Origin of the sequence: Nocardia sp. NPDC049526 (genome assembly GCF_044465765.1) — a bacterium.
GTDB lineage: Bacteria > Actinomycetota > Actinomycetes > Mycobacteriales > Mycobacteriaceae > Nocardia.
In genome coordinates this window covers 463,278-487,869 of the sequence record NZ_JBITMA010000003.1, presented here as the reverse complement: position 1 = coordinate 487,869, position 24,592 = coordinate 463,278, and the positions used below count along the sequence as shown (strand labels likewise).

Sequence of the window (24,592 nt, the reverse complement as noted above, 5' to 3'; positions counted from 1 at the left end):
CCGGTGACCGAACCGGCGGCTACGAAGAGCCCTGGATGCGCTGACTCGGCAGCAGGCCGAGTTCCATCCGGCGCTTGACGTCGGCGCGCAGCACCAGGATGAAGCCCCAGACGACGGCGAAGAAGACACCCATGACGCCGATGGAGATGTGCACGAAGACGCCGAGGATCAGCAGGACCTGCAGGCCCAGATTGAACGGGATGGCCCATGGGCGGCGTTGCAGTCCGGCGCCGAGGATCATCACCAGCGCGAGGACGACGAGGTAGCTGCCGGAGAACCAGCCGATGCCGCCGCCGACCGACCCGACCACGGGCAATGCGAGCAGCACCGTGATCGCCTCGAGAATCAGCGTGCCCGCCATGACGCCGCGCAGACCCTTCCATGGGTCGGCTGCGGGTGGGGGGACCTGCGCCTCGCCGTCGGTCCGCTCGGGCTCGGCGGCGTCGCCGGTCGACTCGGTCACGCTGTCTCCTTCTCGGCATTAGCGGGCCCCACGTGCTTACGCATGCTGCCGCATCCGAACCGCGCAGCTCATGCCGGGTCCTTCCCGAACAGCGCCCGCGCCGCACCGGCAGTGACCACGGATCCGGTTACCACAACGCCCGCACCGGAAACCATCTCGCCCGCATCGCCGACCTCCTCGGCAATAGCAATGGCCGTTTCCAGCGCGTCGGGCAGGGTCTCGGCGGTGACCACTCGTTCGTCACCGAAGCGCTGCACTGCGAGGTCGGCGAGGCGTTCGACATCCATGGCGCGCGGCGAACCGTTGTTGGTGACGACGATCTCGTCGAGTACCGGTTCCAGCGCGTCCAGCATGCCCGCCACGTCCTTGTCGCCGAGCACCGCGACGACACCGACCAGCTTGCGGAAGTCGAATTCCGCGGTCAGCGCCGCGGCCAGGGCCTGCGCGCCCGCCGGATTGTGCGCGGCGTCGATGAAGATGGTCGGGGCATTGCGCATGCGCTCCATCCGGCCAGGGCTGGTGACACTCGCGAAGCCCGCCCGCACCGCCTCGATATCGAGCTGCCGATCCGCACCGGCACCGAAGAACGCCTCGACCGCGGCCAGCGCGAGCACCGCATTGCGGGCCTGGTGCTCACCGTGCAGCGGCAGGAAGATCTCGTCGTAAATCCCACCGAGGCCCTGCAATTCGAGCTGCTGGCCGCCGACCGCGATCTGGCGGGCCAGCACCCGGAACTCCGAACCCTCGCGCGCCACCGCGGCATCGACCTCGACTGCCCGGCGCAGCAGCACATCCATGGCCTCGGGTTCCTGTTCGGCGATGACGGCGACGGTATCGCGCGGCACCAGGCTCTCCGGGGCACGTTTGATGATCCCGGCCTTCTCCCCCGCGATGGACGCGAGATCGTCGCCGAGGAAATCGGTGTGGTCCAGCCCGATCGGGGTGATCACCGCGACCTGTCCGTCGATGACATTGGTCGCGTCCCAACGGCCGCCCATACCGGTCTCGACGACGGCGACATCCACCGGGGCCTCCGCGAAGGCGGCGTAGGCCATGCCGGTGAGCACCTCGAACTTGCTCATGGCCGGGCCGTCCGCGGCGGCGGACTGCTTATCGATGATTTCGATATACGGCAGCAGCTCGCGGTAGGTCTCCACGTACTTGGCCGGGGTGATCGGCGCGTTGTCGATGCTGATCCGCTCGGTGGCCAGCTGCAGATGCGGGCTGGTGATCCGGCCGGTGCGCCGGTGCAGCGCGGTCAGCAGCGCATCGATCATCCGGGTCACCGAGGTCTTGCCATTGGTGCCCGCGATATGGATGGCCGGATAGTTCTGCTGGGGCGAGCCGAGCAGATCCATCAGCGTCGTGATCCGGGTGAGCGAGGGCTCGATCTTGGTCTCCGGCCACCGCCGATCCAATTCCGCCTCGACCAACGCCATTTCGGCCAGGTCCACCGGGGACGGCCCCGAGCCGAGCCGCCGCTTCGGGTGCTCGTCGTCGGCGTACTGGGGTTCCGGTTCTGCGTTCATTTGCCGCTCAATTCCGCGAGTCGGGCGCCGATGCGCGCGACCTCGCCCTCGGCGATATCACGACGCCCCTTGATCTTGTCGACCACCTGATCCGGCGCCTTGGCCAGGAACGCCTCGTTACCGAGTTTGGCTGTGGTGGTTGCCAATTCCTTCTCGGCCGCGGCGAGGTCCTTCTCCAGGCGGCGGCGTTCGGCATCGAGGTCGACCGCGCCGGAGGTGTCGAGCTCGACCGTCACGGTGGACCCGCTCAGGCGCACCTCGACCGAGGCGGTCGCGGCGAATTCCGCGCCGGGCTCGGTGAGCCGGGCCAGGTTGGTCACCGAATCGTGCAGTTCGGTGAGGCCGGCGGTATCCAGGCCGATCAGCTTGGCCGCCACCTTCTGTTTATCGGCCAGCCCCTGATCGCTACGGAAGCGACGGATCTCGGTGATCAAGCGTTGCGTATCCGAAATCCGTTGTGCGGCAATCGCATCCGTGTCCACCCCGGTGGCCTCCGGGCAGCTGGCGATGACGACGGATTCGCCGCCGGTCAGCGCCCGCCACAGCGATTCGGTGACGAACGGGATCACCGGATGCAGCAGCCGCAGCACCGCGTCGAGCACATTGCCGAGCACGACGCTGGTCGACTCGGCGCGCGAACCACCGGCGGCGAACTGCACCTTGGACAGTTCCAGATACCAGTCGCACAGCTCATCCCAGGCGAAGTGGTACAGCGCCTCGCAGGCCTTGCCGAATTCGTAGGCGTCGAAGGCCGAATCCACCTCGGCGCGAACCTGTTCGAGCCGATCGATGATCCAGCGGTCGGCGTCGGTGAGTTCGGCGCGGTCGGGCAGCACGCCCGGCTGCGCGCCGTTCATGAGTGCGAACTTGGTGGCGTTGAACAGCTTCGTCACGAAGCTGCGCGAGGCGAGGGCATGCGATTCGCCGACCGAGAGGTCACCGCCGGGCTGCGCACCGCGCGCCAGCGTGAAGCGCAGCGCGTCCGCGCCGTAGGAGTTGATCCAGTCCAGCGGGTCGATGCCGTTGCCGCGTGATTTGGACATCTTCTTGCCGTACTGATCGCGAATCAGGCCGTGCAGGAACACATCCTTGAACGGCACCTGCTTCGCGCCGCCCTTACCCGCGGTGAGCACGTGATCGTCGGAGACGAAGGTGCCGAACATCATCATCCGGGCCACCCAGAAGAACAGGATGTCGTAGCCGGTGACGAGAACGCTTGTCGGATAGAACTTCTGGAGCTCTTCGGTGGAATCGGGCCAGCCCATGGTGGAGAAGGGCCACAGGCCGGAGGAGAACCAGGTGTCGAGCACATCCGGGTCCTGCACCCAGCCCTCGGGGGCGGTCTCGTCCGGACCGATGCAGACCACCTCGCCGTCGGGGCCGTACCAGATCGGGATGCGGTGGCCCCACCACAGCTGCCGCGAGATACACCAGTCGTGCATATTGTCGACCCATTCGAACCAGCGCGGTTCCTGGCTGGTCGGGTGAATCACGGTGTCGCCGTTGCGAACCGCGTCACCGGCGGCCTTGGCCAGCGACTCCACCTTGACCCACCACTGCATCGACAGGCGCGGCTCGATCGCCTCGCCGCTGCGCTCGGAATGTCCGACGCTGTGCAGGTAGGGCCGCTTCTCGGCGGCGATCCGGCCCTCGGCGGCGAGCCGCTCGCGCACCTTGACCCGCGCCTCGAACCGGTCCATGCCGTCGAATTCGGTTCCGGTGCCGGTGATCCGGGCACGCTCGTCCATGATGTTCGGCATGGGCAGGTTGTGCCGCAGGCCCATCTCGAAGTCGTTGGGGTCGTGCGCGGGCGTGATCTTCACTGCGCCGGTTCCGAATTCGGGATCGACATAGTCGTCGGCGATGATCGGGATCTGGCGGCCGGTGATCGGATGCTCGAGGGTGCTGCCGATCAGATCCTTGTAGCGCGGATCCTCCGGATGCACCGCCACCGCGGTATCGCCGAGCATGGTCTCCACCCGGGTGGTGGCCACGATCACATGCGGCTCATCGTCTTTCAGCGAGCCGTAGCGCAGCGAAACCAGCTCGCCCTCGACATCCTCGAATTTGACCTCGATATCGGAGATGGCGGTGCGCAGTTCCGGCGACCAGTTGACCAGACGCTCGGCCCGGTAGATCAGGCCCGCGTCGTACAGGCGCTTGAAGATGGTCTGCACGGCCCGCGAGAGCCCGTCGTCCATGGTGAAGCGGTCGCGACTCCAGTCGACGCCGTCGCCGAGCGCGCGCATCTGCCACTGGATCTGTCCGCCGGATTCGCGCTTCCAGTCCCAGACCTTGTCGATGAACAGTTCGCGGCCGAAGTCTTCCTTGGTCTTGCCGTCGACCGCGAGCTGCTTCTCCACGATGGTCTGGGTGGCGATGCCCGCATGGTCCATGCCCGGCAGCCACAGCACCTCGTACCCCTGCATGCGCTTGCGGCGCGAGAGGGTGTCCATCAGGGTGTGGTCGAGCGCGTGGCCCATGTGCAGACTGCCGGTGACATTCGGTGGAGGCAGCACGATCGAGTAACCGGGCTTGTCACTGGCGGGATCGGCGGCGAAGTAACCAGCCGCTACCCAGCGCTCGTACATCTCGGCCTCCACCTCGCTGGGAACCCAGCTCTTGGGGAGGGCATCGGCACGATTACGCGGGTTGTCAGGGGCTGCGCTGGTCACCCCGGCATTCTAGTGGGATGCCCGCTGAGCTCATAAAAGGGCCGGGGCATAAAAGCGGCGGAGTCTTCGGTGGATGAGGGACACCGAAGACTCCGCCTACACCCGGAGAGCTTACCGCCGAAACCGGCCCGAGCCCCGAATCCACAACTAATTCTCAGCTTCTTGACGCGTTCATTACGCGGTCACCGGAACAGCACTTTCTCCCGCCCCGACGGCGCGTCTGATGCCCGGCCCCCCGGATCCTGGGCCGACCGGATGGGCGGCGACAACCCGGTCGTGCTTGTGCGCGAGCAGGGCTCCGTAATGGGGAATGACCGTGTGCGCGACGGGTGGTATCCCAACTCTTGAAATACCCGGCAAGAATCAGGGTTTTCCCGGTTGCCTGATCGAATCGGGCTGGGGAGCCTGGAAGAGGTGGACCCTCCGCTTGATTCGCCTGATCCCAGTTCGCAACCGCGACTCCCCGATATCCGGGTCGTAACACCGGATTCCGTGCACGATCTGCGCGGCCGCACGATCGAGGAACTGCGGTATCCAGCGCGGTCGGCGCTGCTCGTGGCCGGGATTCCGGGGGCGGGCAAGAGTACGGCGTTGCGATTGTTCTTCGGCGCGCAAGCCGATGCCGAGGAGCCGCCGCGTGGCCCCGGGGGCACGGTGGTGCTGGATTCGCACCATTCCCGAAATCGATGGCGGCACAAGCTCGGTCGACTCCCATATCCGCTGTGGCGACCAGTGGTGCATGTGGCGCATTACGCCGGAATCCGGGCCGCGCTGCGGGACGGTGCCGGACCTGTGGTGATCCATGATTGCGCCACCTTCGGCTGGGCCAGAAGAATGATCGGCCGCTGGGCAAGACGCTACGGCCGGGAATTACACGTGATCCTGCTCGATGTGCCCGCCGGTGTGGCACGGGCCGGTCAGCACGCCCGCGGACGCCGTATCAATCCGGTCGCCTTCACCCTGCACTGCCGACGCTGGGATCGCCTCATCCGCGCCGTCGACTCCGGCCGTCCACCCCCGCCCGCGCCGGTATCGACCGTTGTCCTCGACCGGACCGCCGTCGACCGCCTCAGCCGGGTCAGTTTCGCGGCTTGACCAGTAGCAATCATGGAACCAGCACGGTAAGCGCGCCGGGGACCGCGCGAAGGGAGACGGGGAGGGTGCCTGCCGGTTCGCCGTCGGCGGTGGCAGGAGCGCCGGGAGCGGTCAGCGTCACCTGGGCTACGCGATACTGCTTGGACTCCGGGTGATCGATTCGCTTACCCGCCGACAGAGCGGGCAGCATGCGAAGCATATCCAGGCGCGAAACCGCGCCTACGACAGTCAGATCCAGTAGCCCGTCGTCCATTACCGCGTCCGGGCAGACCCGCATGCCGCCGCCGTAGGTGCGGGTATTGCCGATGGCCACCATGACGGCGTCGGTCTCGATGACGGTGTCGGCCTCGGGATTGTCGAGTGCGCCGGGCACGACGCCGGACAGCTCGATTCGGTACGGCACGGTGAAGCGGCCGGATATCTCCGCCAGTGCGGCGAAGGTATAGCGCAGCGGCCCCTTGGGCCAGCGCATATCGTTGGCGCGCAAGGTGACTCGCGCATCGAAGCCGGTGCCGGTGACGGTCGCGAACCACTTGGGGATGAATCCTGGCACGGGCGATTCGATGCGGCCGAGGTCGATGGTGCGGGTGCGACCACCGAGGATCAGGTCCGCGGCTGCGACGGGATCGTCGGTGGGCACGCCGATTTCGCGCGCGAGATCGTTGCCGGTGCCCGCGGGGACCAGACCGAGCGGCACGCCCGTCTGCGCGATGGCTTCCAGTACGACGTTCATCAACCCGTCGCCGCCGATGCAGACCACCGCGTCCGGCTTGGTGCCGCCGTCTATCGAATCCCGCACCTGACGTACCGATTCGGCGGCCGAAGGTGCGCGCACCTCGGTGACCTCGACGCCCTGCGCGGCGAAGCGCGCCAGCGCGGCCGCGGCCACCTCCTGCCCTCTGCCGACACCGGACTGCGGATTGGTCACCACGGTGACCGCACGCACCGGATGCGAATCCGGTATCACGGGACCAGCTTTCCGGGGTTGAGAATGCCAGCGGGATCCAATTCCCGCTTCACCGCGCGCAGCACGCGCACGCCCAGATCGCCGATCTCGTCCGGAATCCATGGGCGGTGGTCGGTGCCGACGGCGTGATGATGGGTGATGGTGCCGCCCCCGGTCACGATCGCGTCACCGACCGCGTGTTTCGCGACCGACCACTGGGCGATCGGATCGTCCAGTTGCTTGGCGATGACGGTGAAATACAGCGACGCTCCGGTCGGATAGGTGTGTGAGATGTGGCACATCACCAGCGGCGGAGTGCCCTGCTCGGCGAGCGAATCCGTCAGTGCCGCAGTCACCTTCGCCTTGAGCTCGGTCAGATTCGACCAGGTGGTCGCGGTTTCCAGGGTTTCGCAGAGCACGCCGAGATCGAGCAGCGCATCGCGCATATAGGGTGCGGCGAAACGCCCGTGCTCCCATTCCTCGGCCGGGGTCTGTCCCAGCGCAGTCCCGCCCGCCGCCGCGAGCAATGCGCCCGCCTCGGCGCTGCGGGCCGCGACATGCGCCTCGGTACCTTCGAAAGTGGTGATCGCCAGACAACCGGCCACCGCCTCGCCGCCGACATCGGCAGAGCGCGCCAGGTTGACTCCGGTCTCGACCTCATCGGACAACCGCAGCACCGTGGGCGCGGCACCCGCCTGCACCACCGAACGCAGTGCGGCAGCGCCGGTTTCGAAGTCCGGAAACGACCACGCCTGGTAGCCGATGGTCTCCGGCGCCGGATGCACTCGCAGCGTGACCCCGGTGATCACGCCGAGCGCCCCCTCCGACCCGACGAACAGTTCACGCAGGTCCGGACCCGCGGCGGAGGCGGGCGCGCGGCCGAGTTCGATGGTGCCGCTGGGTGTCGCGATCTCGAGGTGCTGGACCATGTCGTCGAAGCGTCCGTAGCCCGCCGATGCCTGACCGGAGGACCGGGTTGCGGCGAATCCGCCGATGCTGGCGAATTCGAAGCTCTGCGGAAAATGGCCGAGCGAAAGTCCGTGGGCGGCAAGGAGTTCCTCGGCCTTGGGGCCGGTGAGTCCCGCGCCGAGGGTGGCGGTGCCGCTGACCGCGTCGATGTCCGAAATACCGTCCAGGCGGCGCAGATCCAGTGCGATGACGGTGTCGAAGCGACCACGGACCGGATCGACGCCGCCCACCACGCTGGTACCGCCGCCGAAGGGGACGACCGCGATGGCATTGTCGGCGCAGTAACCGAGCACCGCGAGTACCTGCTGGTGATCGGCCGGGAAGACCACGGCGTCCGGGGCGTCCTGCGGACCATCGGCGCGACGGCGCAGCAGGTCGGGGGTGCTCTTACCGCCCGCGTGCAGCAGACGATCGTGGTGGTCGACCGAAATGCTGCCCACGCCGACCACCGCGACCAACCCGTCCCGTTGAGTCGGTGTCAGCGTCGACTCGCGTAGCGGCACATCGCCCTCATCGCGGCGCGCCACCGGGTCACCGGATACTCCGAATACCTGTGTCAACAGGTTCCGAATCGAAGCCGAAAGCGGCTTGTGTCCGGCGGGGATGCCCCAGGCGTCCCAAACCATACTCGCCGCATACGTCGGCGCGCCCGGGTTTGCGGCGGGCGCCCCGGTCCCGGACGATCCGATTTCGTCGGTGTGCTGTTGCGTCTCGACCATGCGTTACAGTTTGACATATACTGTCAAGCAGTAACGATCAGACACTCGTTTTCCGGCACTTCGGTGCCCCCGACCCCCGGTGGTGATACTCGATGACCTCCGCAGCGTCCGCCCCCGATGATCCGCTCTCGGCCACTGATCTCGCGATCCTCGACGCGGCCAGGGCCTGCGTGGAGGAGTTCGGGGTGCGCCGCACCACGCTCACCGAGGTGGCCCGCCGGGCCGGCGTCAGCAGGCCGACCGTATACCGGCGCTGGCCCGACACCGGATCGCTGGTGGCCGAACTGCTGGTGCGCGAACTGCGCGCGATCGTCGCCGACACCATGCCCGCCGCGGGGGGTGCGCGCATCCGGCTGGTCGAAGGCGTGGTCGCGGGTGCGGCGACGATTCGCTCGAATCCGTTGTTCGGCAAGATCTTTCGCACCGATACCGATCTGATGCTGACCTACGTCTTCGGTCGCCTCGGGCGCAACCAGCGCGCGCTGATCGAGCTGTTCAGCGCGGGTATCCGGGAAGGCCACCGGGACGGCACGATTCGCGCGGGTGATCCGGAGGAGATGGCGACGATGATGCTGCTCATCGCGCAGTCGGCGGTGCAGTCGGCCGGTACGGTCGCGCCCCTGCTGGCCGGGCCGGCGCTGGATACCGAGTTGGCCCGTGCGATCGACGGTTACCTGGCTCCCGTCGAGAAGGCGCAATGACGAAGCCCATTGCAATGACCGAATGCTTCGGCCATCGGTACGCCATCGAAAAGGATTGTAATGACCGCGAATTCGGCTGATACCTACGGAAATTCCGCGCTGAATGCCGGACGCCGCAACCGTGAGCTGCAGTTGCTCGGCGACGGCGGCGAAATCGATGTGCTGGTGATCGGCGGCGGCGTGACCGGTGCCGGTGCGGCGCTCGATGCCGCCGCGCGCGGGCTGCGAACCGTGCTGGTGGAGCGGCACGATCTGGCATTCGGCACGAGCCGGTGGAGTTCGAAGCTGGTACACGGCGGACTCCGGTATCTGGCCGGCGGACAGGTCGGCATCGCACACGAAAGTGCGGTCGAGCGTGGGATCCTGATCACCACCACCGCACCGCATCTCGTTCGCCCCCTGCCGCAACTGGTGCCGCTGCTTCCGGAAATTGGTATCGCACAACGGACTTTGATTCGCGTGGGCTTCGTCGCCGGGGATGTGCTGCGCCGCAGTGCGGGCACCTCGCCCGCGACGCTGCCGCGTTCGCGGCGGGTCGCCACCGCCGAAGCGCTGCGGTTGGCGCCGACCGTGCGTCGCGACGGGTTGCGCGGCGGCCTGCAGGCTTGGGATGGACAGCTGGTGGACGATGCGCGGCTGGTCGTTGCGTTGGCCCGCACCGCGGCCGCGCAGGGCGCGACGATCCTCACCCGCGTAGAAGCCCTCGACGTGACCGGAGATTCGGCCACCCTGCGCGACACCCTGACCGGTGCGGCCATGACCATCCGGACGCGCACCGTCATCAATGCCACCGGCGTCTGGGCCGATCAGGTCGACCCGAGCATCGAACTCCGTCCGAGTCGAGGCACCCACCTGGTCTTCGATGCCGAATCATTCGGCGGTCTCACCGCCTCGCTGACCGTCCCGGTGCCCGGAAGCACCAGCCGCTTCGTCTTCGCCTTCCCCGCCGCGCACGGCCGGGTCTACGTCGGTCTCACCGATGAGGACGCCCCCGGTCCGGTCCCCGACGAGCCGAAGCCCACCGAAGCGGAAATCGATTTCCTCCTCGACACCATCAACACCGCACTACGAGATCCATTGACCCGCAAGGACATTCGCGGCACCTATGCGGGCCTGCGCCCGCTACTGAGGACGGCCGACAACAGCACCGCCGATATCTCCCGCCGGCACGCGGTCCTGCACTCCCCCGCCGGCGTCGTCACCATCGTCGGCGGCAAACTCACCACCTACCGCCAGATGGCCGAGGACGCCGTCGATGCGGCGATCGCGCACGGCAACCTCACCGCTGAGCCGTGCCGAACCAAGCGACTTCCGTTGGTCGGCGCGGTCTCCGGCGCCGCCCGCGACCGCATCAAAGCCCCGACCGTGCTGGTCGAGCGCTACGGCAGCGAGTCTGCGTCCGTACTCGAACCGGCCGACCGGAATCCCGCCCTTGCCGAACAGGTCGCGCCCGGAATCGACGTCACCGCAGCCGAATTCGCCTTCGCAATCACCCACGAAGGCGCCCTCGACACCGACGACTTGCTGGACCGCCGCACCCGGATCGGTCTCGTCCCCGAGGACCGCGCCGCGGCCATGCCCGCAGCGGAGGCCGCCTTCGCGCGGCAGCATTAGCTTCAGTCCAGCTGCCAGGCGCCGAGTTCGGCTCGCATGGCGGCGCGCGGCCAGAGGTCGAGGCCGTGCGCGGCCTCGGCAGCACGAATTTCGCGTAGTTCCGCGGTCTCCTCGGCAGGGGTCAGAAAGCGGAAGCCGAGGCGTTCGTAGTACGGGCCGTTCCAGGCCACATCGATGAAGGTGGTCAGCGTGATCGCCTGCATCCCTTGGGCTTTCGCCCAGCGCACGGCATGGTCGATGAGCCGCTTGCCGATCCGCTTGCCCGCGTGGTCCGGATCCACCGAGACCTGGTCGATGTGGGCGTTACCGTCGACGATTCCGAGGATCAGATAGCCGATCGGGCGGCCCGCGTCATCGGGATAGATCCAGGCGCGGCCCGCCCGCTGGAATTCCCGGAGCGTATCCAGTGACGGCGGATCGTCATCGGCAACGGCCATCATCCCGATGTCGGCGAATGGTTTGCCCGCCACACGCTCGATATCTTGCAGTGTCGGCAGGTCGTCCTCGACCGCCGGTCGAATCATCCGCATGGACGATTCTCCCACGGCATTCATTCGACCGGAGTAGCCAGGATGCCGTTGACCAGTGCGCGCAACGCCCAGCGAGATCGATCGTCGCCGCCGCCCGCCAGCATCTGTTCGCGCATGGCGACCAGCATCGGATATCGGTCGGCGGGTAGTTCGGCGAAGTGCCGGGCGACCTCGGCGACATAGTCCTGCTCGCTGGTGTCCTTGGTGTTGTACGCGCTCTGCTCCACGGCCTGCGCGGATATGTGCAGGTAGATCAGGTCGACGGCCCAGGAATTGGTCTGCGGGTCCACTCCCCCCTCGGCGAGCAGGGCAAGTAGGCGCTCCACGATCAGCAGGGCGTTCGGGCTCGTCGGTATCGAGCCGAGCGCGACCAGTGCGAGCCCCTCGTGTTTGGACATCGCGTCCACGGTCGTCTCGACCAGTGTCGTGAGGCGGTCATGCCAGGTGTCACCCGCCGGTTCGGGCACCGTGCCGAGCACGTGGTCGAGCATGGCGGCCATCAGGTCGTCGCGATTGGCGACGTAGACGTAGAGCGAGGCCGCGCCGGTATCGAGGTGCTGCGCGACACGGCGCATGGTGAGGGCGGCCGAACCGTCGCGATCGAGGATGCGCAGGCCGGTCTCGATGATGGCCTCACGACTGAGGGGTGCCTTCGCGGGACGGGCCCGGCGGCTGACGGGTGCGGCGCTCATATCCCGGAGCATACGCCTCGACGAACAGCGTTTGACACGAACGTTGTTCGCGTCATATGGTTCGACCGAATCGAACAATGTTCGTAACGATCGACGTTCGCTTCCGATACTTCTTCCTCGAGAGCTGGACATGACCACCCCAACACAGCAAGCAGCACCACCAGATACCAAGGTCAGCGCCCGAATATGGGCGATACTGGCGGTAATTCTGGCGGCCGACATCCTCGATCTACTCGACTCGACGATCACCAATATCGCCGCGCCGACGATCGCCCGGGATCTGCGCGGCGGACCAGCGCTGATTCAGTGGCTCGGCGCCGGATACGCCCTCTCCCTCGGCGTTCTGCTCGTCGTCGGCGGCAGACTCGGCGACCGCTTCGGTAAACGCCGGTTGTTCCTGATCGGCTTGGCCGGGTTCACCCTCGCCTCGATCGCCTGCGGCCTCGCCGTCGATCCGACCACGCTGATCTGCGCCCGGCTCGTACAGGGCGCCTTCGGCGCGATGCTGATCCCGCAGGGTTTCGGCATTCTGACCAGTGTCTTTCCCCGTGAACAGCTCGGTAAGGCATTCAGCGTTTTCGGCCCGGCCCTGGGCCTGTCCGGAGTATGCGGACCGATCCTGGCCGGATTTCTGGTCGATGCCGATCTATTCGGCCTCGGCTGGCGCGCCATCTTCCTGATCAATATCGGGCTCGGCGGGCTCGCATTCGCCGCCGCCTATCGCCTGCTGCCGACCGAACCGGGCGATCGGACCGTCACCATCGATGCACTCGGCGCTGTGCTGCTCGCCGCAGCGATGCTCGGCACACTATTCGGTCTGATCGACGGCTCGGCCCACAGCTGGACCGCTTCATCGTTCGCGTCCATGGCGGCGGGAGCCGCGGCCTTCGCGCTGTTCGCCCGTCGGCAGGTCACCGCGGTCGCTCCGCTGATCGAGCCGACGTTGCTGCGGAACCGGGGCTTCACCTCGGGTCTGATCCTCGGACTCGTCTTCTTCGCCGCGGTCTCCGGGCTGTTGTACGTGCTGTCGCTGTTCATGCAGAACGGCCTCGGCTATCGCCCGACCGAAGCCGCGCTCGGCCTCGCGCCGCTGGCCGTCGGGATCATCATCGCGTCGATTGCCGCGCACCGACTATTGGCCGAACTCGGTCGCAATCTCATCCTGATCGGACTATTGATCACCCTTTTCGGCACCGGTCTGCTACTGGTTCTCGCACTCACCACCGGAATCGGTATTGCCCCTTGGGCTCTCGCCGTGGCGATCCTCGTGCTCGGTCTCGGTATGGGCACTTGCTTCGGCAGCATCTTCGTTGTCACCATCGGCGATATCGATCCGTCCGAGACCGGTAGTGGAAGCGGATCCCTTTCCGCCGTACAGCAACTGGCCAATGCGATCGGCGCCGCCGCCATCACCACGGTGTACTTCCATACGGTCGGCTCCGGTACGGCGCACGCACTCACGGCCAGCCTCGTATTCGTCACCGCCATCACGCTGATCAGCCTCGGTCTGGTGCGGCTGCTGCCGCGAAATGCCCAGGCCGAGCCGCAGCACTGAATCACCTTCGACCCGAGGACTTCTGATGATTCTCATTACCGGAGGCCGCGGCGCGGTCGCCACCGATCTCCTGTCCCTGCTACGCGCCGACGGCCACGCCGTCCGCGTCGGTTCCGGCCGGCCCGAGCAGCTTCCCGCGGGAGTGCCCGCAGTCGCCTGCGATCTCCGGAACCCGGCCACCTTCGCCGCCGCACTCGACGGCGTCAGCTCGGTATTCCTGTACGCCGAACCCAAGTGCATCACCGAATTCGTCTCCGCCGCAACCGAAGCCGGAGTCGATCACATCGTGCTGCTGTCCTCGTCCGCGGTGCTCGATCCCGATGCCGTCACCAATCCGGTCGCGAAATCCCATCTCGACGCCGAACTCGGACTCGCCGACGCACCGATGACCGTCTCCGTGCTGCGCCCCGGCGCCTTCGCGGGCAATGCCCGCGGCTGGTCGTTCGCGATCAAGGCCGACCGCCCGGTCAGTCTCCCCTACCCGAATGCCTACACCGATCCGATCCACGAACTCGACGTCGCCGAGTGCGCCCACGCGCTACTTACGAAACCGGACCACCGTGGTGGTGTCTACACCCTCACCGGTCCGCAGACCTTGACGTTCACCGCGCAGATCGATCTGATCGGCAAGATGACCGGCCGCACCGCGACCATCGCCCACGTCACCCCCGACGCGTGGAGACAGGAGATGGCCGAATTGATCCCCGCCCACTACGTCGACGGCCTCCTCGACTACTGGCGCCGCTGCGACGGCGTCCCCACCCCGGTCACCGATACCATCACCACGCTCACCACCCGCCCGGCCCGGCCCTTCACCACCTGGCTCGAAGACCACGCGTCCGAGTTCACCGGCTGACCCTGCGAGTTGACCTGGCTGATCGTGCAGGCTCACGCACCGCCGGAATGCGGCTCAACGGGATTCACCCCGCCCCTGGGCGGCACAGACATTCCGTGCCGCCCAGGGGCGTTGGCCGATCGTGCGGAGTCACGGCGGCCGCCCTCCGGGACTGGCACCGACGACCACCCTGTCTGCCAAATGCTCAGCACGCCGAAGTTCACCTGCTGACGCACGAGCTCACCCGCAACGGTTTGCAGGCTCGCAGCGGGCAGCGCCGAGGGAGCCCGACTTCTCGGCATCGAGTGATGCACGACACGTCAGAGATCAAGGCGGGTAAGGATCACCGCGGGTGCGCGCTTTCGGTTCGTCGAGGGCCGGTGTGGGGTGCCGGGCACGTTCTATGCTGGACGCCGGTAGTGGTCCGGGAAGGAGGCGCGAGTGCGGAATGACGCGTCGACGGTGGGGATTGCGCTGGGCGATGGTCTGATCGCACGCTTCGGTGCGGTTGTCGTTTATCTCGCCGGCGAAACCCCTTCCACGGACCGGATACTCGGTGCGATCGAGGCCGTGGCCGATGCGCGTCATCCCGGTGCGGCGATCGCGCAGCGGCTGGCCGCGGTGGTTTTCGGCGGCAATTCCGAACCGCCACCGTTCGGCGTTATCGCACCGACGGCCGACGGCACCGTCATTCTGCTGCGCGGGCAGGTCAGCGCGGAGATCCAAGGCGCGGAGGGAACCCGGCGACTCTCCGGAGCCCGCGCGTTCACCTGGGTAGACGAAATCGTGCGAGAACCGGTGCGCCGGATCTCGGTCGGCGCCGATAGCGCCTTCCCGATCCACGAACTGCCACGCACCGACCTGCGCGGCGGCATAGTCCCCGGCAGTGGCTTCGTCCTGCGCATAGCCGCCCGTCGCACCGGAAAATCCGCAGCCACCCGAGCTCGCACCACCGGCACCCCCACCGCTGAGCCGCCACCCACCGCTCCGGCCGGATCGGAAGCGCTGCGCGAGCCGACCGCGAAATCCGAACCCACCCCGACCGGCCAACGCGTCGGCACGCCGCGACCCGCCAGATCTGCCCAGCTCAGCGCCTCATTGCAAGCCGCCGAGTCAGCCCACTTTGTCGAACCAACGCAACATTACGCTGCACGGTCCGTCGCCCAGGGACAGTCGGCAGAATCGCCGCGAACGGCTCAGCCCCATGCCTCATCGCAAGCCGCTGAGTCCGTGCGCTCATCCGAATCAACGCAACACTCCGCTGCACGGTCCGCCACGCAGGGACAGCGACCAGATTCGGCGGTGGCCGGAAATCCCGCCCGACCCACCACAACTGATCAGCCCACCGGCGCAGCGCAAGCCACTGGATCCGCCGGAGCCACCGGCTTCGAGCGCGCCGCCGGATCCGCCCGCCCAACGGGATCCCTACAAAAGCCCGCTGCGCGGTCAGCCGAAGCCGATCCGTCCGCCGAGAAGACGCGCCGCGCAGGATCGGCGCACGCTCGCCGGTCTCCGCAACGATCCGCCGCCGAATACGACGGGCCGACCGAAAAGGCCGGCCCCACCGGATCGATACACCCTGGCCGGTCCCCGCAATCCGGTGCCGAGTCCACGGCACACGACGAGCCAACGGAGAAAGCAGGTCCCACCGGATCGATACACTCCGGCCGGCGCGCACAGCAAGCCGCTGCCAACTCCGCCGAATACGGCGAGCCAACCGAGAAAGCAGGCCCCACCGGATCGACGGACTCGGGCCGGTCCCCGCAACGATCGGCGGCGCAGGCCGTGGGATTCGACGAGGCGAGCGATAAGCCCGAGCCGGCCGGATCGACTGCCGCTGCCCGGCCGGGCGCGGCATCATCGGAGCCGCGGCCGAGTGGTTCGGCACCGTCCGGTGGGTCCGGGCCGGAAGACGCTCCGGAGGATATCGGTACCCAGGCCATGTCCGCCCAGGAACGGGAGGAGGCCGCCGGAACGCGGTCGGCAGTGGCAGCGCGGCCGGAACCGATCGCACTGCACAAGATTCCGGCGTTGCGGGGCGTACGACCGCGGCCATTGCGACCGGTTGGCGGCGCGAAAAACCCGGAAAACTCGGGGGCGGGGCAGCCCGTCGGGGCGCTGGTTCTCGCGGATGGCTCCGCATTTCCGCTGGACCGGCCGTATGTTGTCGGCCGCAGCCCGATGATCGACGAGACGGTGCGTGCCGCCACTGCGACGCCCCTTGCGGTCCCGCGCGACCGCCACGTCTCGCGGGTGCACGCCTACGTCTCGGTCGACCGCGGCAAGGTCTACGTCCGCGACGCCGCAACCCCCGCAGGCACTTTCATCGCCGCTCCCGGTGCCGACGAATGGACCCGCATCGGCACCACCCCCACTGAGTTACATCCCGGTTGGAGCCTCCGCATAGGCCAACGCATCCTCACCTACCGCACCGAGGCCCACCCGAAACACCCAACCGAGGCCACGAGCAAACGCCGCCGCTCCTGAGTGGTGAGCGGCCGATTCGTCGAGCCTGCCGACATTCAGCGCACAAGGCCTGCGTAGGGCCATTCGGCAACTGGCGCAGTCAACGGTGACAGCGCTACGCGGCGAAGGACGCTGCGGATCCGTCGCGCGCCGACTACGACTGTGAGGCGAACAAGGGGCGCGCACCGTCCACGGCCCAGGTCGTGCGAGCGCAGGGTATCGCGGAGAATCCAAATGTCACCGGCAACCGAGTTTCGCGGAAAAGCAGTTGCGTTCCAGGGCCGCCCTCAACGGTTATCGCGTCGTGCGCGGCGAAGGAAGTGGTGGCGCTTCCCGATTCGTCGTGCACCCAGTGCGGCGGCGACCCCGGCACCGGCGGCGAGTACAGCGGCGACGGCGAGGGTGGTGCTGGTGGGCGGGGTGTCGCGGAGAATCCAGGCGCCACCGGCAACTGCGGCGGACAGGATGGCCGAACTCACGGACAGGCCGATGATGTTGGCGAGGCCGCCGTGGCCGCGGCGTAACGTCCGGGTGTTGGACTCCAGGTAGGCCACGGCGAACAGGAAGAAGACAACGATTACGGCCGCCGCGGCGGTGCGTGTCGGACTCTGGGTAGTGCGGAATTCGATCCGCTGCGTGGCGATTTCGGTTCCACTGCGTAGGAGCGTGAGCTCGCCGTCGAGGTTTCCGGCCAGCACATGTGAGTTGACCGGATCGGGCAGGTCGGCCACGCCACCGGGCTGCAGCGGCACCGGATCCCCACCCAACCGCACGCCGAATACTTCCACTGTGAGCACAGCGGAGTCGACATCGATTCCGGTGACTTGCAATGGAACCGGCTCCGACAGATCGACTTCGATCGGATTCGGCCCCGTCGCATCGACACCGGCGATGGTGACAGTGCCATGCACTAGATCCCCTCCGGCGGTCGGCGCACCCACCCCGATCACCGCAACCGCACAAGCAGCCACCGCAAGCAACGCGCCCACCAAGAACAACGGCCAAGGCGAGGCAAAGCTGACGACATCGCGGATCGGCACCAGATCCCGACGATCGACATCAGCCAACCGAACACCGTTGTCCTGCAACCCATGCACCGGACGCACCCGAGCCATCGGCGGCCGGAATGACGTCGGCCCAGATTGCCCGATCCCACTAGCCGCCGGACTCCCGAACGACGGCCCTCGCGCCGACTTGCCATACTCCTGCGACGCCGGACCAGCTCCATACGAAGGTGGTCCTGGTGGCACATCTCCGGGAGCCGAATCCGAACCATCTGGCAGCGGCGTCAGCGAGATTTCGGTCGGAGCCGACGAAGCCGGTGGCACCGCAGCGGGCTGCGCGGTGCGTGGCGATGAGGCGCCGGTCGAAGGCAGGGTGGGGTCGGCGGGAACCGGCGTGCGGGGTCCGAAGCTCGCGGGAGCCGCGCCTGTCCGCTGTGTGACAGCGGCCTGCCCGAACCCGCCTTGCGCTCGCGGCGTCTGAACACCGGATCGCCGGGCGGCGCGACTGCTCCCGGTTGCGGCGGCGACAATGGTGTCCGCACCGATGACCGGAATGCCCACGGGCGTAAGCCAATCGCCACCCCAGCACAAGGCGGCGAGTTCCGCGAGAGCGATCCCGAAGAGTTCGGCGGTGTCGAAGCGATCGGCGGGATCGGTTGCGAGGCCGCGCATCACCACATCGGCGATCGGCTCCGGCACGCCTGGTGCAACCTCGACGAGTGGTATGGGGTGACCGAAGGCGTGTGCGAAAAGCGTTGCCAGATGGTCTTCATTCGGCGGAAACGGCAGCACCCCGGACAGCAGCTGATACAGCATGGTCGCCAACGCGTAGACGTCGGTGGCTGGCGAAAGTGGCTGTCCGCGTGCCTGTTCCGGTGCGATATAGGACGGGGTCCCGACGATCTCACCGGTTCTGGTCACCAATGTCTCATCGCCACCGACGATCTTGGCGATCCCGAAATCGGTCAGCTTTATCGCACCGCCGGTACCGAACATGAGATTCGACGGCTTGACGTCGCGGTGCAGGATCTTGTGGCGGTGTGCCGCTTCCAGCCCCGCGGCACAGGCCAGCCCGACCGCGACCGCGGTAGCCGCGTCGAATCCATCGGTCGCGAACCGACTGCCAACCGTCCCACCGGGCAGATACTCCATAACCAACAGGCACAGCTCATCGGCCTCGATATAGTCGAAAACCCGCACCACATGTGGATGATCGATGGCCGCAAGCAAGCGCGCCTCGGCGACGAACCGGCGCCGCACATGCTCGTCGTGCGCGAACTGCGGTGGAATCTGCTTGATGGCAACCGGTCGACCCAACCGACGATGCGTACCAGCGAGCACCACACCGCATCCGCCCCTGCCGACCTGCGCACCGATGTCATACGCGGGCAGCACGGCCCGCAACCGGCCGGTATCAGATATCAAGATGTCGCCCCATCCGGGAAGCGCACGGTTTCCACATCGGCGGTTTCGCCGGACTCCTCGCTCGGCGCGAGATCCTCGACTTCCGGTGTCGGCGAACAGTATCCGAGCAGGAAACCGACCGAAGCCGCGACACCGGCAACCGCGAGCCACAATCCGGTGTCCGGAACCCACCACCGCAACACCGATGCGGTGAATCCGAATATCAATCCGATGCCGATACCCGGCGCGAGCAACCGCAACCCGCGCTGCCACCGGTTGGTGGACAGCCGGTGCCGGGCAATCGCCAGCGCCGCATCGGCAATGGCGAGCGCGGTCAGCACCGCCAGCGCGATCCCGAACAGCCCGTATACCGAATACAACGAGCCGCGCACATCGGTGTCCAGCGGTATCGAGGCGATCGGTGCGCCGTCGTCGCCGATCACCGCCAAATCCGCGACGATCAGGCCAGTCGCCTGCCCCTCGAGTCCGGTCAGATCGAGGCGATACTTCAGCGCCTCGGATCTTCCCGGTGCGATGGTCAATTCGACGGCGGTCGAGTACGAGAAGAACGTCAGCCCGAGCACATGCCCGGCCAGATCGACCCGCCGGATATGCAACGCCCCATCGCTGTTGTTGGTCAACGCGATAGCCACCCGGATGGTGCTGTTCGGTTGCAGCCGTAGCGGTTCGGTGGCGGAGGTCTCGGCGATATCGCGATCGTCGATGGTCGCCGACAGGTCGACGCCCTGCGGCTTGGCCGCGACCGGCGCCGCGAACAACCCGGCGAGCACGAGGGCGAACACACTGGGCAGCAGGATAATTCGCGTCGCCGCCGAGACGCGGGCTCGCATCATGGTTCCCTCCGCGCGGGTAGGTGCGAGACGAGCCGATGCCCGTAGAACCAGGCACCGATCAACAAGAAGAACAGAATCACCGTCAATGTCGAAGTGGCGGAGCTGACCCGGCTGACCAGCACCACATCCAGCGGCGCGGTGAGCGTGCGACCGCAGCGCGCCGTCACCTCGTATCGCCCGACTTCGATCGACGTCAGCGCCAGCGGCGCCCGGAACCCGCCGTCGGCCCCCGCGACGGTATTACCCACCGGTGTCTCCCCGACCAGCAAGCTGACCTGCGACTGCGGATCGCACCCCGCTCCGGCCGCGGTGACATCGCCACCGAGCCCGATGGCCGTGGGGGTGAGCTCGAGCGTGGCGGGTTGCGGCACAATCGGCGCCGCCGGCGCCACAGTCGTTGGCATCGGCGCAGGCCCGACGGTCGGCACAACCACCTCGGACTGCCTATTCGACGGAGATCTCGGCGGCCGTGGATTCTCCGGTATCTGCTGCTGCGGCGGCACCGTAGTGGACGAATCCGCAGGCGGGTCCGGCGTGATCGGCTGCTGCGGATTCGGCGTGATCGGCTGCTGTGGCGGCGGGAAGGTGACGGTGATCGGCGGCAGCACAATGTCCGGCGGCCGCGGTTGCTCGGGATTGGAAGTCGGTCCCGGGCACCCATCCGACGAGCGTCCGGTGCACGGATCGGTCGGCACCCGACTGGTCGTCGTTTGCGTCCCCGTCCCGTCGCGCGTCCCGGTACCGTCGCGAGTTCCGCCACCGTCGGAATTGTCATTCGGCACCGCCGTGGTGGACTGTGCCGCGGACCCATCCCGCGTCCCCGACCCGTGGTGCCCGGGCGTAGGCGATGGCGAAACCATCGGCGAAGTCGGCTCTTCCGATACTGGAATACCGAAGGCCGATACCCCCCCCCCCCCCCGAACCCGACCAGTGCCAATGCGACCAACAGTGCGGCAGAACAGAGGCTCCCCCACCGAACACCGAATTTCGCGCGCCGGGACGCCGCGTGCCGACGCTCCCCGCCGGCACGCGTCGGAATTGCCGCCAGCGTCCCCATCGCCCATGCCTCAGATCAGCGATTTGATCAGTAGCAATGGTAAGCCCGCACCCGCCGACGCGGAGCCTTCTCGCGGAGCCCGAACCAGGCGAAAACCGCTGGCTACCAGGTAGCGTCACCGCTGTACACGGCCGGGCGCGAACCCTGCCGAACCGGCCACGAGTGCATACGATCCGAACCGCGTGGTACCCCCCATGGCAGGAGCCGACAACCGCGACGCGAGCACCCGGGATCAGGACAAAGGGTGGGTCCGCGACAAACTTCGTGGGGAGAGGACAATATCGGGCATGCACCGCAACGGGCCGACACAGGACATCGACGAGTCCGCATTGACCGTCACCCAGCCGAAGGAGCAGGCCGCGGGCGTGACGGCCGTGGCTGTCGCGCTCAAACGCGGGGTCGAGGAGATGGGGGTGCTCCGCACCACGCGCACGTTGGCCCGCCTCAACCAGGTGCACGGCTTCGACTGCCCAGGCTGTGCCTGGCCGGAGCCGACCGGGCATCGCCGCCCGGCCGAGTTCTGTGAGAACGGCGCCAAAGCCGTCGCCGAGGAGGCGACGCTACGCACCGTCACCCCCGAATTCTTCGCTCGGCATTCGATCGAGGAACTGGCGAGCAAATCCGGATACTGGCTCGGCCAACAGGGCCGCCTCACCCATCCGATGGTGCTACGCCCCGGCGCGACCCATTACACGCCCATCGAGTGGGACGACGCCTACCAGCTCATAGTCGAGCACCTGCGCGCGCTGAGCTCCCCCGACGAGGCCCTGTTCTACACTTCCGGCCGCACCGCCAACGAGACCGCATTCCTCTACCAATTGCTGGTCCGCAGCTTCGGCACGAACAATCTGCCGGACTGTTCGAATATGTGCCACGAATCCTCCGGTGCCGCGCTGACCAGTTCCATCGGGATCGGCAAGGGTTCGGTCTCGATCGACGACTTCGGCAAGGCCGATCTGATCATCGTCGCGGGCCAGAATCCGGGCACCAATCATCCGCGGATGCTCAGCGCGCTGGCGGACGCGAAGGCCAACGGCGCCAAGGTCATCGCGGTCAACCCGCTGCCGGAGACCGGACTGCTCGGCTTCCGCGACCCGCAGACGGTCAAGGGTTTCACCAGCGGCGTCGCCATTGCCGACGACTTCCTGCAGATCCGGCTCGGCGGCGATATGGCGCTGTTCCAGGGCCTGGGCAAACTGCTGTTCGAGGCCGAGGACCGCGCACCGGGCACGGTGGTCGACCGCGAGTTCGTCGATGCGCACTGCGCGGGCTTCGCCGAATACGAAAAGAATGTGCGCACAGTCGATCTCGGCACGGTGCGGGCGGCAACCGGACTCACCGACGACGATTTGCACCGCACCGCAGCACTTTTGGCCGAATCGAAGAACATCATCATCTGCTGGGCGATGGGCCTGACCCAGCAGAAACACGCCGTCGCCACCATCGAGGAGGCGACCAATCTGCTTTTGCTGCGCGGCATGATCGGCAAGCCCGGCGCGGGCGTCTGTCCGGTACGCGGCCACTCCAACGTGCAGGGCGACCGCACTATGGGCATCTGGGAGAAGATGCCCGAGGACTTCCTCGACGCACTCGACCGCGAATTCGGCATCACCAGCCCGCGCAAACACGGCTACGACACCGTCGATGCCATCCGGGCCATGCGCGCGGGTGCGGCGAAGGTGTTCTTCGGCATGGGTGGCAATTTCGTGTCCGCCACCCCGGATACCGGGGTGACCGAGGCGGCGCTGCGCAGTTGCGCGCTGACCGTGCAAGTCTCCACCAAACTCAACCGCAGCCACGTTGTGCACGGCACGACCGCACTCGTCCTGCCCACCCTCGGCCGCACCGATCTCGACCTGCAGAATGGCGCGAAACAGCAAGTTTCGGTCGAGGATTCGATGTCGATGGTGCATCTGTCCACCGGTCGGCTGAAGCCGGTGAGCGAGCAATTGCGCAGCGAGGTCGCCATCGTCTGCGAACTCGCGCACACGCTGTTCGGCGTCGACCACCCGGTGCCATGGGCGCAGTATCAGCAGGACTACGACAAGATCCGCGATGCGATCGCCCGTGTCGTGCCCGGTTGCGACGACTACAACAAGCGGGTGCGCGATCGCAACGGCTTCGTACTGCCGCATCCACCGCGCGACTCCCGCGAATTCCGCACCGCCACCGGCAAAGCCAATTTCGCGGTGAACGAATTGACCTGGGTGCCGGTGCCCGAGGGCCGGTTGATCCTGCAGACCCTGCGCAGCCACGACCAGTACAACACCACCATCTACGGCCTGGACGACCGATATCGCGGTGTGCACGGTGGCCGCAAGGTGATCCTGATGAATATCGACGACATCACCGAATTCGGTTTCGTGGATGGTGATCTGGTGGATCTGGTCTCCGAATGGACCGACGGCACCGAGCGCAAGGTGACCGGGTTCCGCATCGTCGAATACTCGACCCCGCGCGGCAATGCCGCCGCCTACTATCCTGAGACCAACCCGCTGGTTCCGCTGGATCACGTTGCGGCACGGTCGAATACACCGGTGTCCAAGGCCGTGACCATCCGGGTGGAGCCGCACGTCCATGTGGGGCAGCCATCGTGAGTAGAGTGACCGCGCGCCGCAAGACGCGCCGCATCTCACCCAACGGCGTGATCGAACGCCCGGACTCCGTCGCGGTAGAGGAACCGTTGGAGCTGCGCCTCGACGGCCAATCACTCACCGTCACCATGCGCACCCCGGGCAGCGATATCGAGCTGGTGCACGGATTCCTCTTGGGCGAAGGCATCATTCGAACTGCCGAGGATGTGGTAAGCGCCCGTTACTGCGCGGGCACCGATGAGAACGGGCAGAACACCTACAACGTCCTCGATGTCCACCTGCGCACCCCGATCCCGGTGCACGGCCGCAACTTCCTCACCACCGGCGCATGCGGCCTCTGCGGCAAAACCGCACTCGAGGAGGTCCGCACCCGGACCAGATTCCCGCTGCCGACCACCTCTATCACCGTCGATACCGGAACCCTCGCCGCCATGCCGGACCAATTGCGCACCCGCCAAACGGTTTTCGATGCCACCGGCGGTCTGCACGCAGCGGGGTTGTTCACCGCCGACGGCACCGCACTCGCCGTGCGCGAGGATATCGGCAGGCACAACGCCGTCGACAAGGTGCTCGGCTGGGCCGTGCTCGAAAACCGTATCCCTGCAAACGATCTCGTACTCATCGTCAGCGGACGGGCCTCCTTCGAACTGGTCCAGAAGGCTGTGATGGCGGGCATCCCGATGCTCGGCGCCGTCTCGGCCCCCAGTTCGTTGGCCGTCGATCTGGCCGCCGAATCCGGCCTCACCCTGGTCGGCTTCCTGCGCGGGGACACCATGAACATCTACTCCCGCTCGGACCGGCTGACCATCACCGACGAGGTCGCCGCCTATTGATCGAGACCCGAGGTCCGACTTACGGTTGCAGCACCAGATCCCTGGTTCGGCAATGAA

Annotated in this window: 18 protein-coding genes; 8 read left to right on the top strand and 10 right to left on the bottom strand. The window is 67.0% G+C overall.

What is annotated here, in order from left to right:
* Window positions 1-19: 19 nt before the first annotated feature.
* The 3 genes from ACIBW7_RS11755 to ACIBW7_RS11745 form a co-directional block, all read right to left on the bottom strand.
* The gene (locus ACIBW7_RS11755; protein WP_174566316.1) at window positions 20-361 is read right to left on the bottom strand and encodes a DUF4233 domain-containing protein; all 342 of its coding nucleotides are present in this window, start codon (window positions 359-361) and stop codon (window positions 20-22) included.
* A 170-nt stretch (window positions 362-531) separates the two neighbouring features.
* Entirely contained in the window at window positions 532-1,902 is a 1,371-nt protein-coding gene (locus ACIBW7_RS11750; RefSeq protein ID WP_397046551.1) for a bifunctional folylpolyglutamate synthase/dihydrofolate synthase, read from the bottom strand.
* Window positions 1,903-1,988: 86 nt separating this feature from the next.
* Window positions 1,989-4,667 (bottom strand): valine--tRNA ligase, encoded by a 2,679-nt coding sequence (locus tag ACIBW7_RS11745; RefSeq protein WP_397046226.1) that lies wholly within the window; start codon window positions 4,665-4,667, stop codon window positions 1,989-1,991.
* A gap of 414 nt (window positions 4,668-5,081) precedes the next feature.
* On the opposite strand from ACIBW7_RS11745, the gene ACIBW7_RS11740 reads away from it, so the two are divergent.
* Entirely contained in the window at window positions 5,082-5,762 is a 681-nt protein-coding gene (locus ACIBW7_RS11740) for an AAA family ATPase (RefSeq protein WP_397046225.1), read from the top strand.
* Between the two features lie 10 nt (window positions 5,763-5,772).
* Here the strand turns inward: ACIBW7_RS11740 and ACIBW7_RS11735 are convergent, their stop codons facing one another.
* Window positions 5,773-6,729, bottom strand: a complete 957-nt coding sequence (locus ACIBW7_RS11735; protein ID WP_397046224.1) for a YegS/Rv2252/BmrU family lipid kinase — start codon at window positions 6,727-6,729, stop codon at window positions 5,773-5,775.
* On the bottom strand, window positions 6,726-8,303 hold the full coding sequence (locus tag ACIBW7_RS11730; RefSeq protein ID WP_397046550.1) for an FAD-binding oxidoreductase: 1,578 nt from the start codon (window positions 8,301-8,303) through the stop codon (window positions 6,726-6,728). The genes ACIBW7_RS11735 and ACIBW7_RS11730 overlap by 4 nt, the downstream gene beginning before the upstream one ends.
* Window positions 8,304-8,488: 185 nt before the next feature.
* Between ACIBW7_RS11730 and ACIBW7_RS11725 the strand changes: the two genes are divergently transcribed.
* Both ACIBW7_RS11725 and ACIBW7_RS11720 read left to right on the top strand, forming a co-directional pair.
* A complete protein-coding gene (locus tag ACIBW7_RS11725; RefSeq protein WP_397046223.1) occupies window positions 8,489-9,097 on the top strand; it encodes a TetR/AcrR family transcriptional regulator in 609 nt (202 codons plus the stop codon).
* Between the two features lie 60 nt (window positions 9,098-9,157).
* On the top strand, window positions 9,158-10,711 hold the full coding sequence (locus tag ACIBW7_RS11720) for a glycerol-3-phosphate dehydrogenase/oxidase (protein ID WP_397046222.1): 1,554 nt from the start codon (window positions 9,158-9,160) through the stop codon (window positions 10,709-10,711).
* A 2-nt stretch (window positions 10,712-10,713) separates the two neighbouring features.
* On the opposite strand, the gene ACIBW7_RS11715 is transcribed toward ACIBW7_RS11720, so the two are convergent.
* Window positions 10,714-11,241, bottom strand: a complete 528-nt coding sequence (locus ACIBW7_RS11715) for a GNAT family N-acetyltransferase (RefSeq protein ID WP_397046221.1) — start codon at window positions 11,239-11,241, stop codon at window positions 10,714-10,716.
* A gap of 20 nt (window positions 11,242-11,261) precedes the next feature.
* Window positions 11,262-11,933: a TetR/AcrR family transcriptional regulator gene (locus ACIBW7_RS11710; protein ID WP_397046220.1), complete on the bottom strand. Its 672-nt coding sequence runs from the start codon at window positions 11,931-11,933 to the stop codon at window positions 11,262-11,264.
* A gap of 130 nt (window positions 11,934-12,063) precedes the next feature.
* Here ACIBW7_RS11710 and ACIBW7_RS11705 point away from each other — a divergent pair, with 130 nt between their 5' ends.
* The 3 genes from ACIBW7_RS11705 (at window position 12,064) to ACIBW7_RS11695 (ending at window position 16,810) form a co-directional block, all read left to right on the top strand.
* A complete protein-coding gene (locus tag ACIBW7_RS11705) occupies window positions 12,064-13,488 on the top strand; it encodes an MFS transporter (RefSeq protein WP_397046219.1) in 1,425 nt (474 codons plus the stop codon).
* A 25-nt stretch (window positions 13,489-13,513) separates the two neighbouring features.
* Window positions 13,514-14,344: an SDR family oxidoreductase gene (locus tag ACIBW7_RS11700; protein WP_397046218.1), complete on the top strand. Its 831-nt coding sequence runs from the start codon at window positions 13,514-13,516 to the stop codon at window positions 14,342-14,344.
* 420 nt (window positions 14,345-14,764) lie between these two features.
* Window positions 14,765-16,810, top strand: coding sequence for an FHA domain-containing protein (locus tag ACIBW7_RS11695; RefSeq protein WP_397046217.1), 2,046 nt, complete (start codon window positions 14,765-14,767; stop codon window positions 16,808-16,810).
* Window positions 16,811-17,076: 266 nt separating this feature from the next.
* Here the strand turns inward: ACIBW7_RS11695 and ACIBW7_RS11690 are convergent, their stop codons facing one another.
* Genes ACIBW7_RS11690 through ACIBW7_RS11680 form a run of 3 tightly spaced genes read right to left on the bottom strand, consistent with a single transcriptional unit; the run spans window position 17,077 to window position 20,746 of the window.
* The gene (locus tag ACIBW7_RS11690; protein WP_397046216.1) at window positions 17,077-19,218 is read right to left on the bottom strand and encodes a protein kinase; all 2,142 of its coding nucleotides are present in this window, start codon (window positions 19,216-19,218) and stop codon (window positions 17,077-17,079) included.
* A complete protein-coding gene (locus ACIBW7_RS11685; protein ID WP_397046215.1) occupies window positions 19,215-20,051 on the bottom strand; it encodes a hypothetical protein in 837 nt (278 codons plus the stop codon). Before ACIBW7_RS11685 ends, ACIBW7_RS11690 begins: the two co-directional genes overlap by 4 nt.
* Complete coding sequence (locus ACIBW7_RS11680; protein ID WP_397046214.1) at window positions 20,048-20,746, bottom strand: hypothetical protein; 699 nt, start codon at window positions 20,744-20,746, stop codon at window positions 20,048-20,050. The genes ACIBW7_RS11685 and ACIBW7_RS11680 overlap by 4 nt, the downstream gene beginning before the upstream one ends.
* Before the next feature lie 649 nt (window positions 20,747-21,395).
* On the opposite strand from ACIBW7_RS11680, the gene ACIBW7_RS11675 reads away from it, so the two are divergent.
* Together ACIBW7_RS11675 and fdhD are read left to right on the top strand one after the other, a co-directional pair.
* A complete protein-coding gene (locus ACIBW7_RS11675) occupies window positions 21,396-23,705 on the top strand; it encodes an FdhF/YdeP family oxidoreductase (protein WP_397046213.1) in 2,310 nt (769 codons plus the stop codon).
* Window positions 23,702-24,535 (top strand): formate dehydrogenase accessory sulfurtransferase FdhD, encoded by an 834-nt coding sequence (fdhD, locus tag ACIBW7_RS11670; protein ID WP_397046212.1) that lies wholly within the window; start codon window positions 23,702-23,704, stop codon window positions 24,533-24,535. Before ACIBW7_RS11675 ends, fdhD begins: the two co-directional genes overlap by 4 nt.
* The last annotated feature ends 57 nt before the right edge of the window (window positions 24,536-24,592 follow it).

Coding starts and splice junctions, on each gene's coding strand:
- ACIBW7_RS11725 (WP_397046223.1), top strand. CDS start 8,489: ATGACCTCCGCAGCGTCCGCCCCCGATGATCCGCTCTCGGCCACTGAT.
- ACIBW7_RS11705 (WP_397046219.1), top strand. CDS start 12,064: ATGACCACCCCAACACAGCAAGCAGCACCACCAGATACCAAGGTCAGC.
- ACIBW7_RS11715 (WP_397046221.1), bottom strand. CDS start 11,241: ATGCGGATGATTCGACCGGCGGTCGAGGACGACCTGCCGACACTGCAA.
- ACIBW7_RS11720 (WP_397046222.1), top strand. CDS start 9,158: ATGACCGCGAATTCGGCTGATACCTACGGAAATTCCGCGCTGAATGCC.
- ACIBW7_RS11755 (WP_174566316.1), bottom strand. CDS start 361: ATGGCGGGCACGCTGATTCTCGAGGCGATCACGGTGCTGCTCGCATTG.
- ACIBW7_RS11700 (WP_397046218.1), top strand. CDS start 13,514: ATGATTCTCATTACCGGAGGCCGCGGCGCGGTCGCCACCGATCTCCTG.
- ACIBW7_RS11675 (WP_397046213.1), top strand. CDS start 21,396: ATGCACCGCAACGGGCCGACACAGGACATCGACGAGTCCGCATTGACC.
- ACIBW7_RS11730 (WP_397046550.1), bottom strand. CDS start 8,303: ATGGTTTGGGACGCCTGGGGCATCCCCGCCGGACACAAGCCGCTTTCG.
- ACIBW7_RS11710 (WP_397046220.1), bottom strand. CDS start 11,933: ATGAGCGCCGCACCCGTCAGCCGCCGGGCCCGTCCCGCGAAGGCACCC.
- ACIBW7_RS11750 (WP_397046551.1), bottom strand. CDS start 1,902: ATGGCGTTGGTCGAGGCGGAATTGGATCGGCGGTGGCCGGAGACCAAG.
- ACIBW7_RS11685 (WP_397046215.1), bottom strand. CDS start 20,051: ATGATGCGAGCCCGCGTCTCGGCGGCGACGCGAATTATCCTGCTGCCC.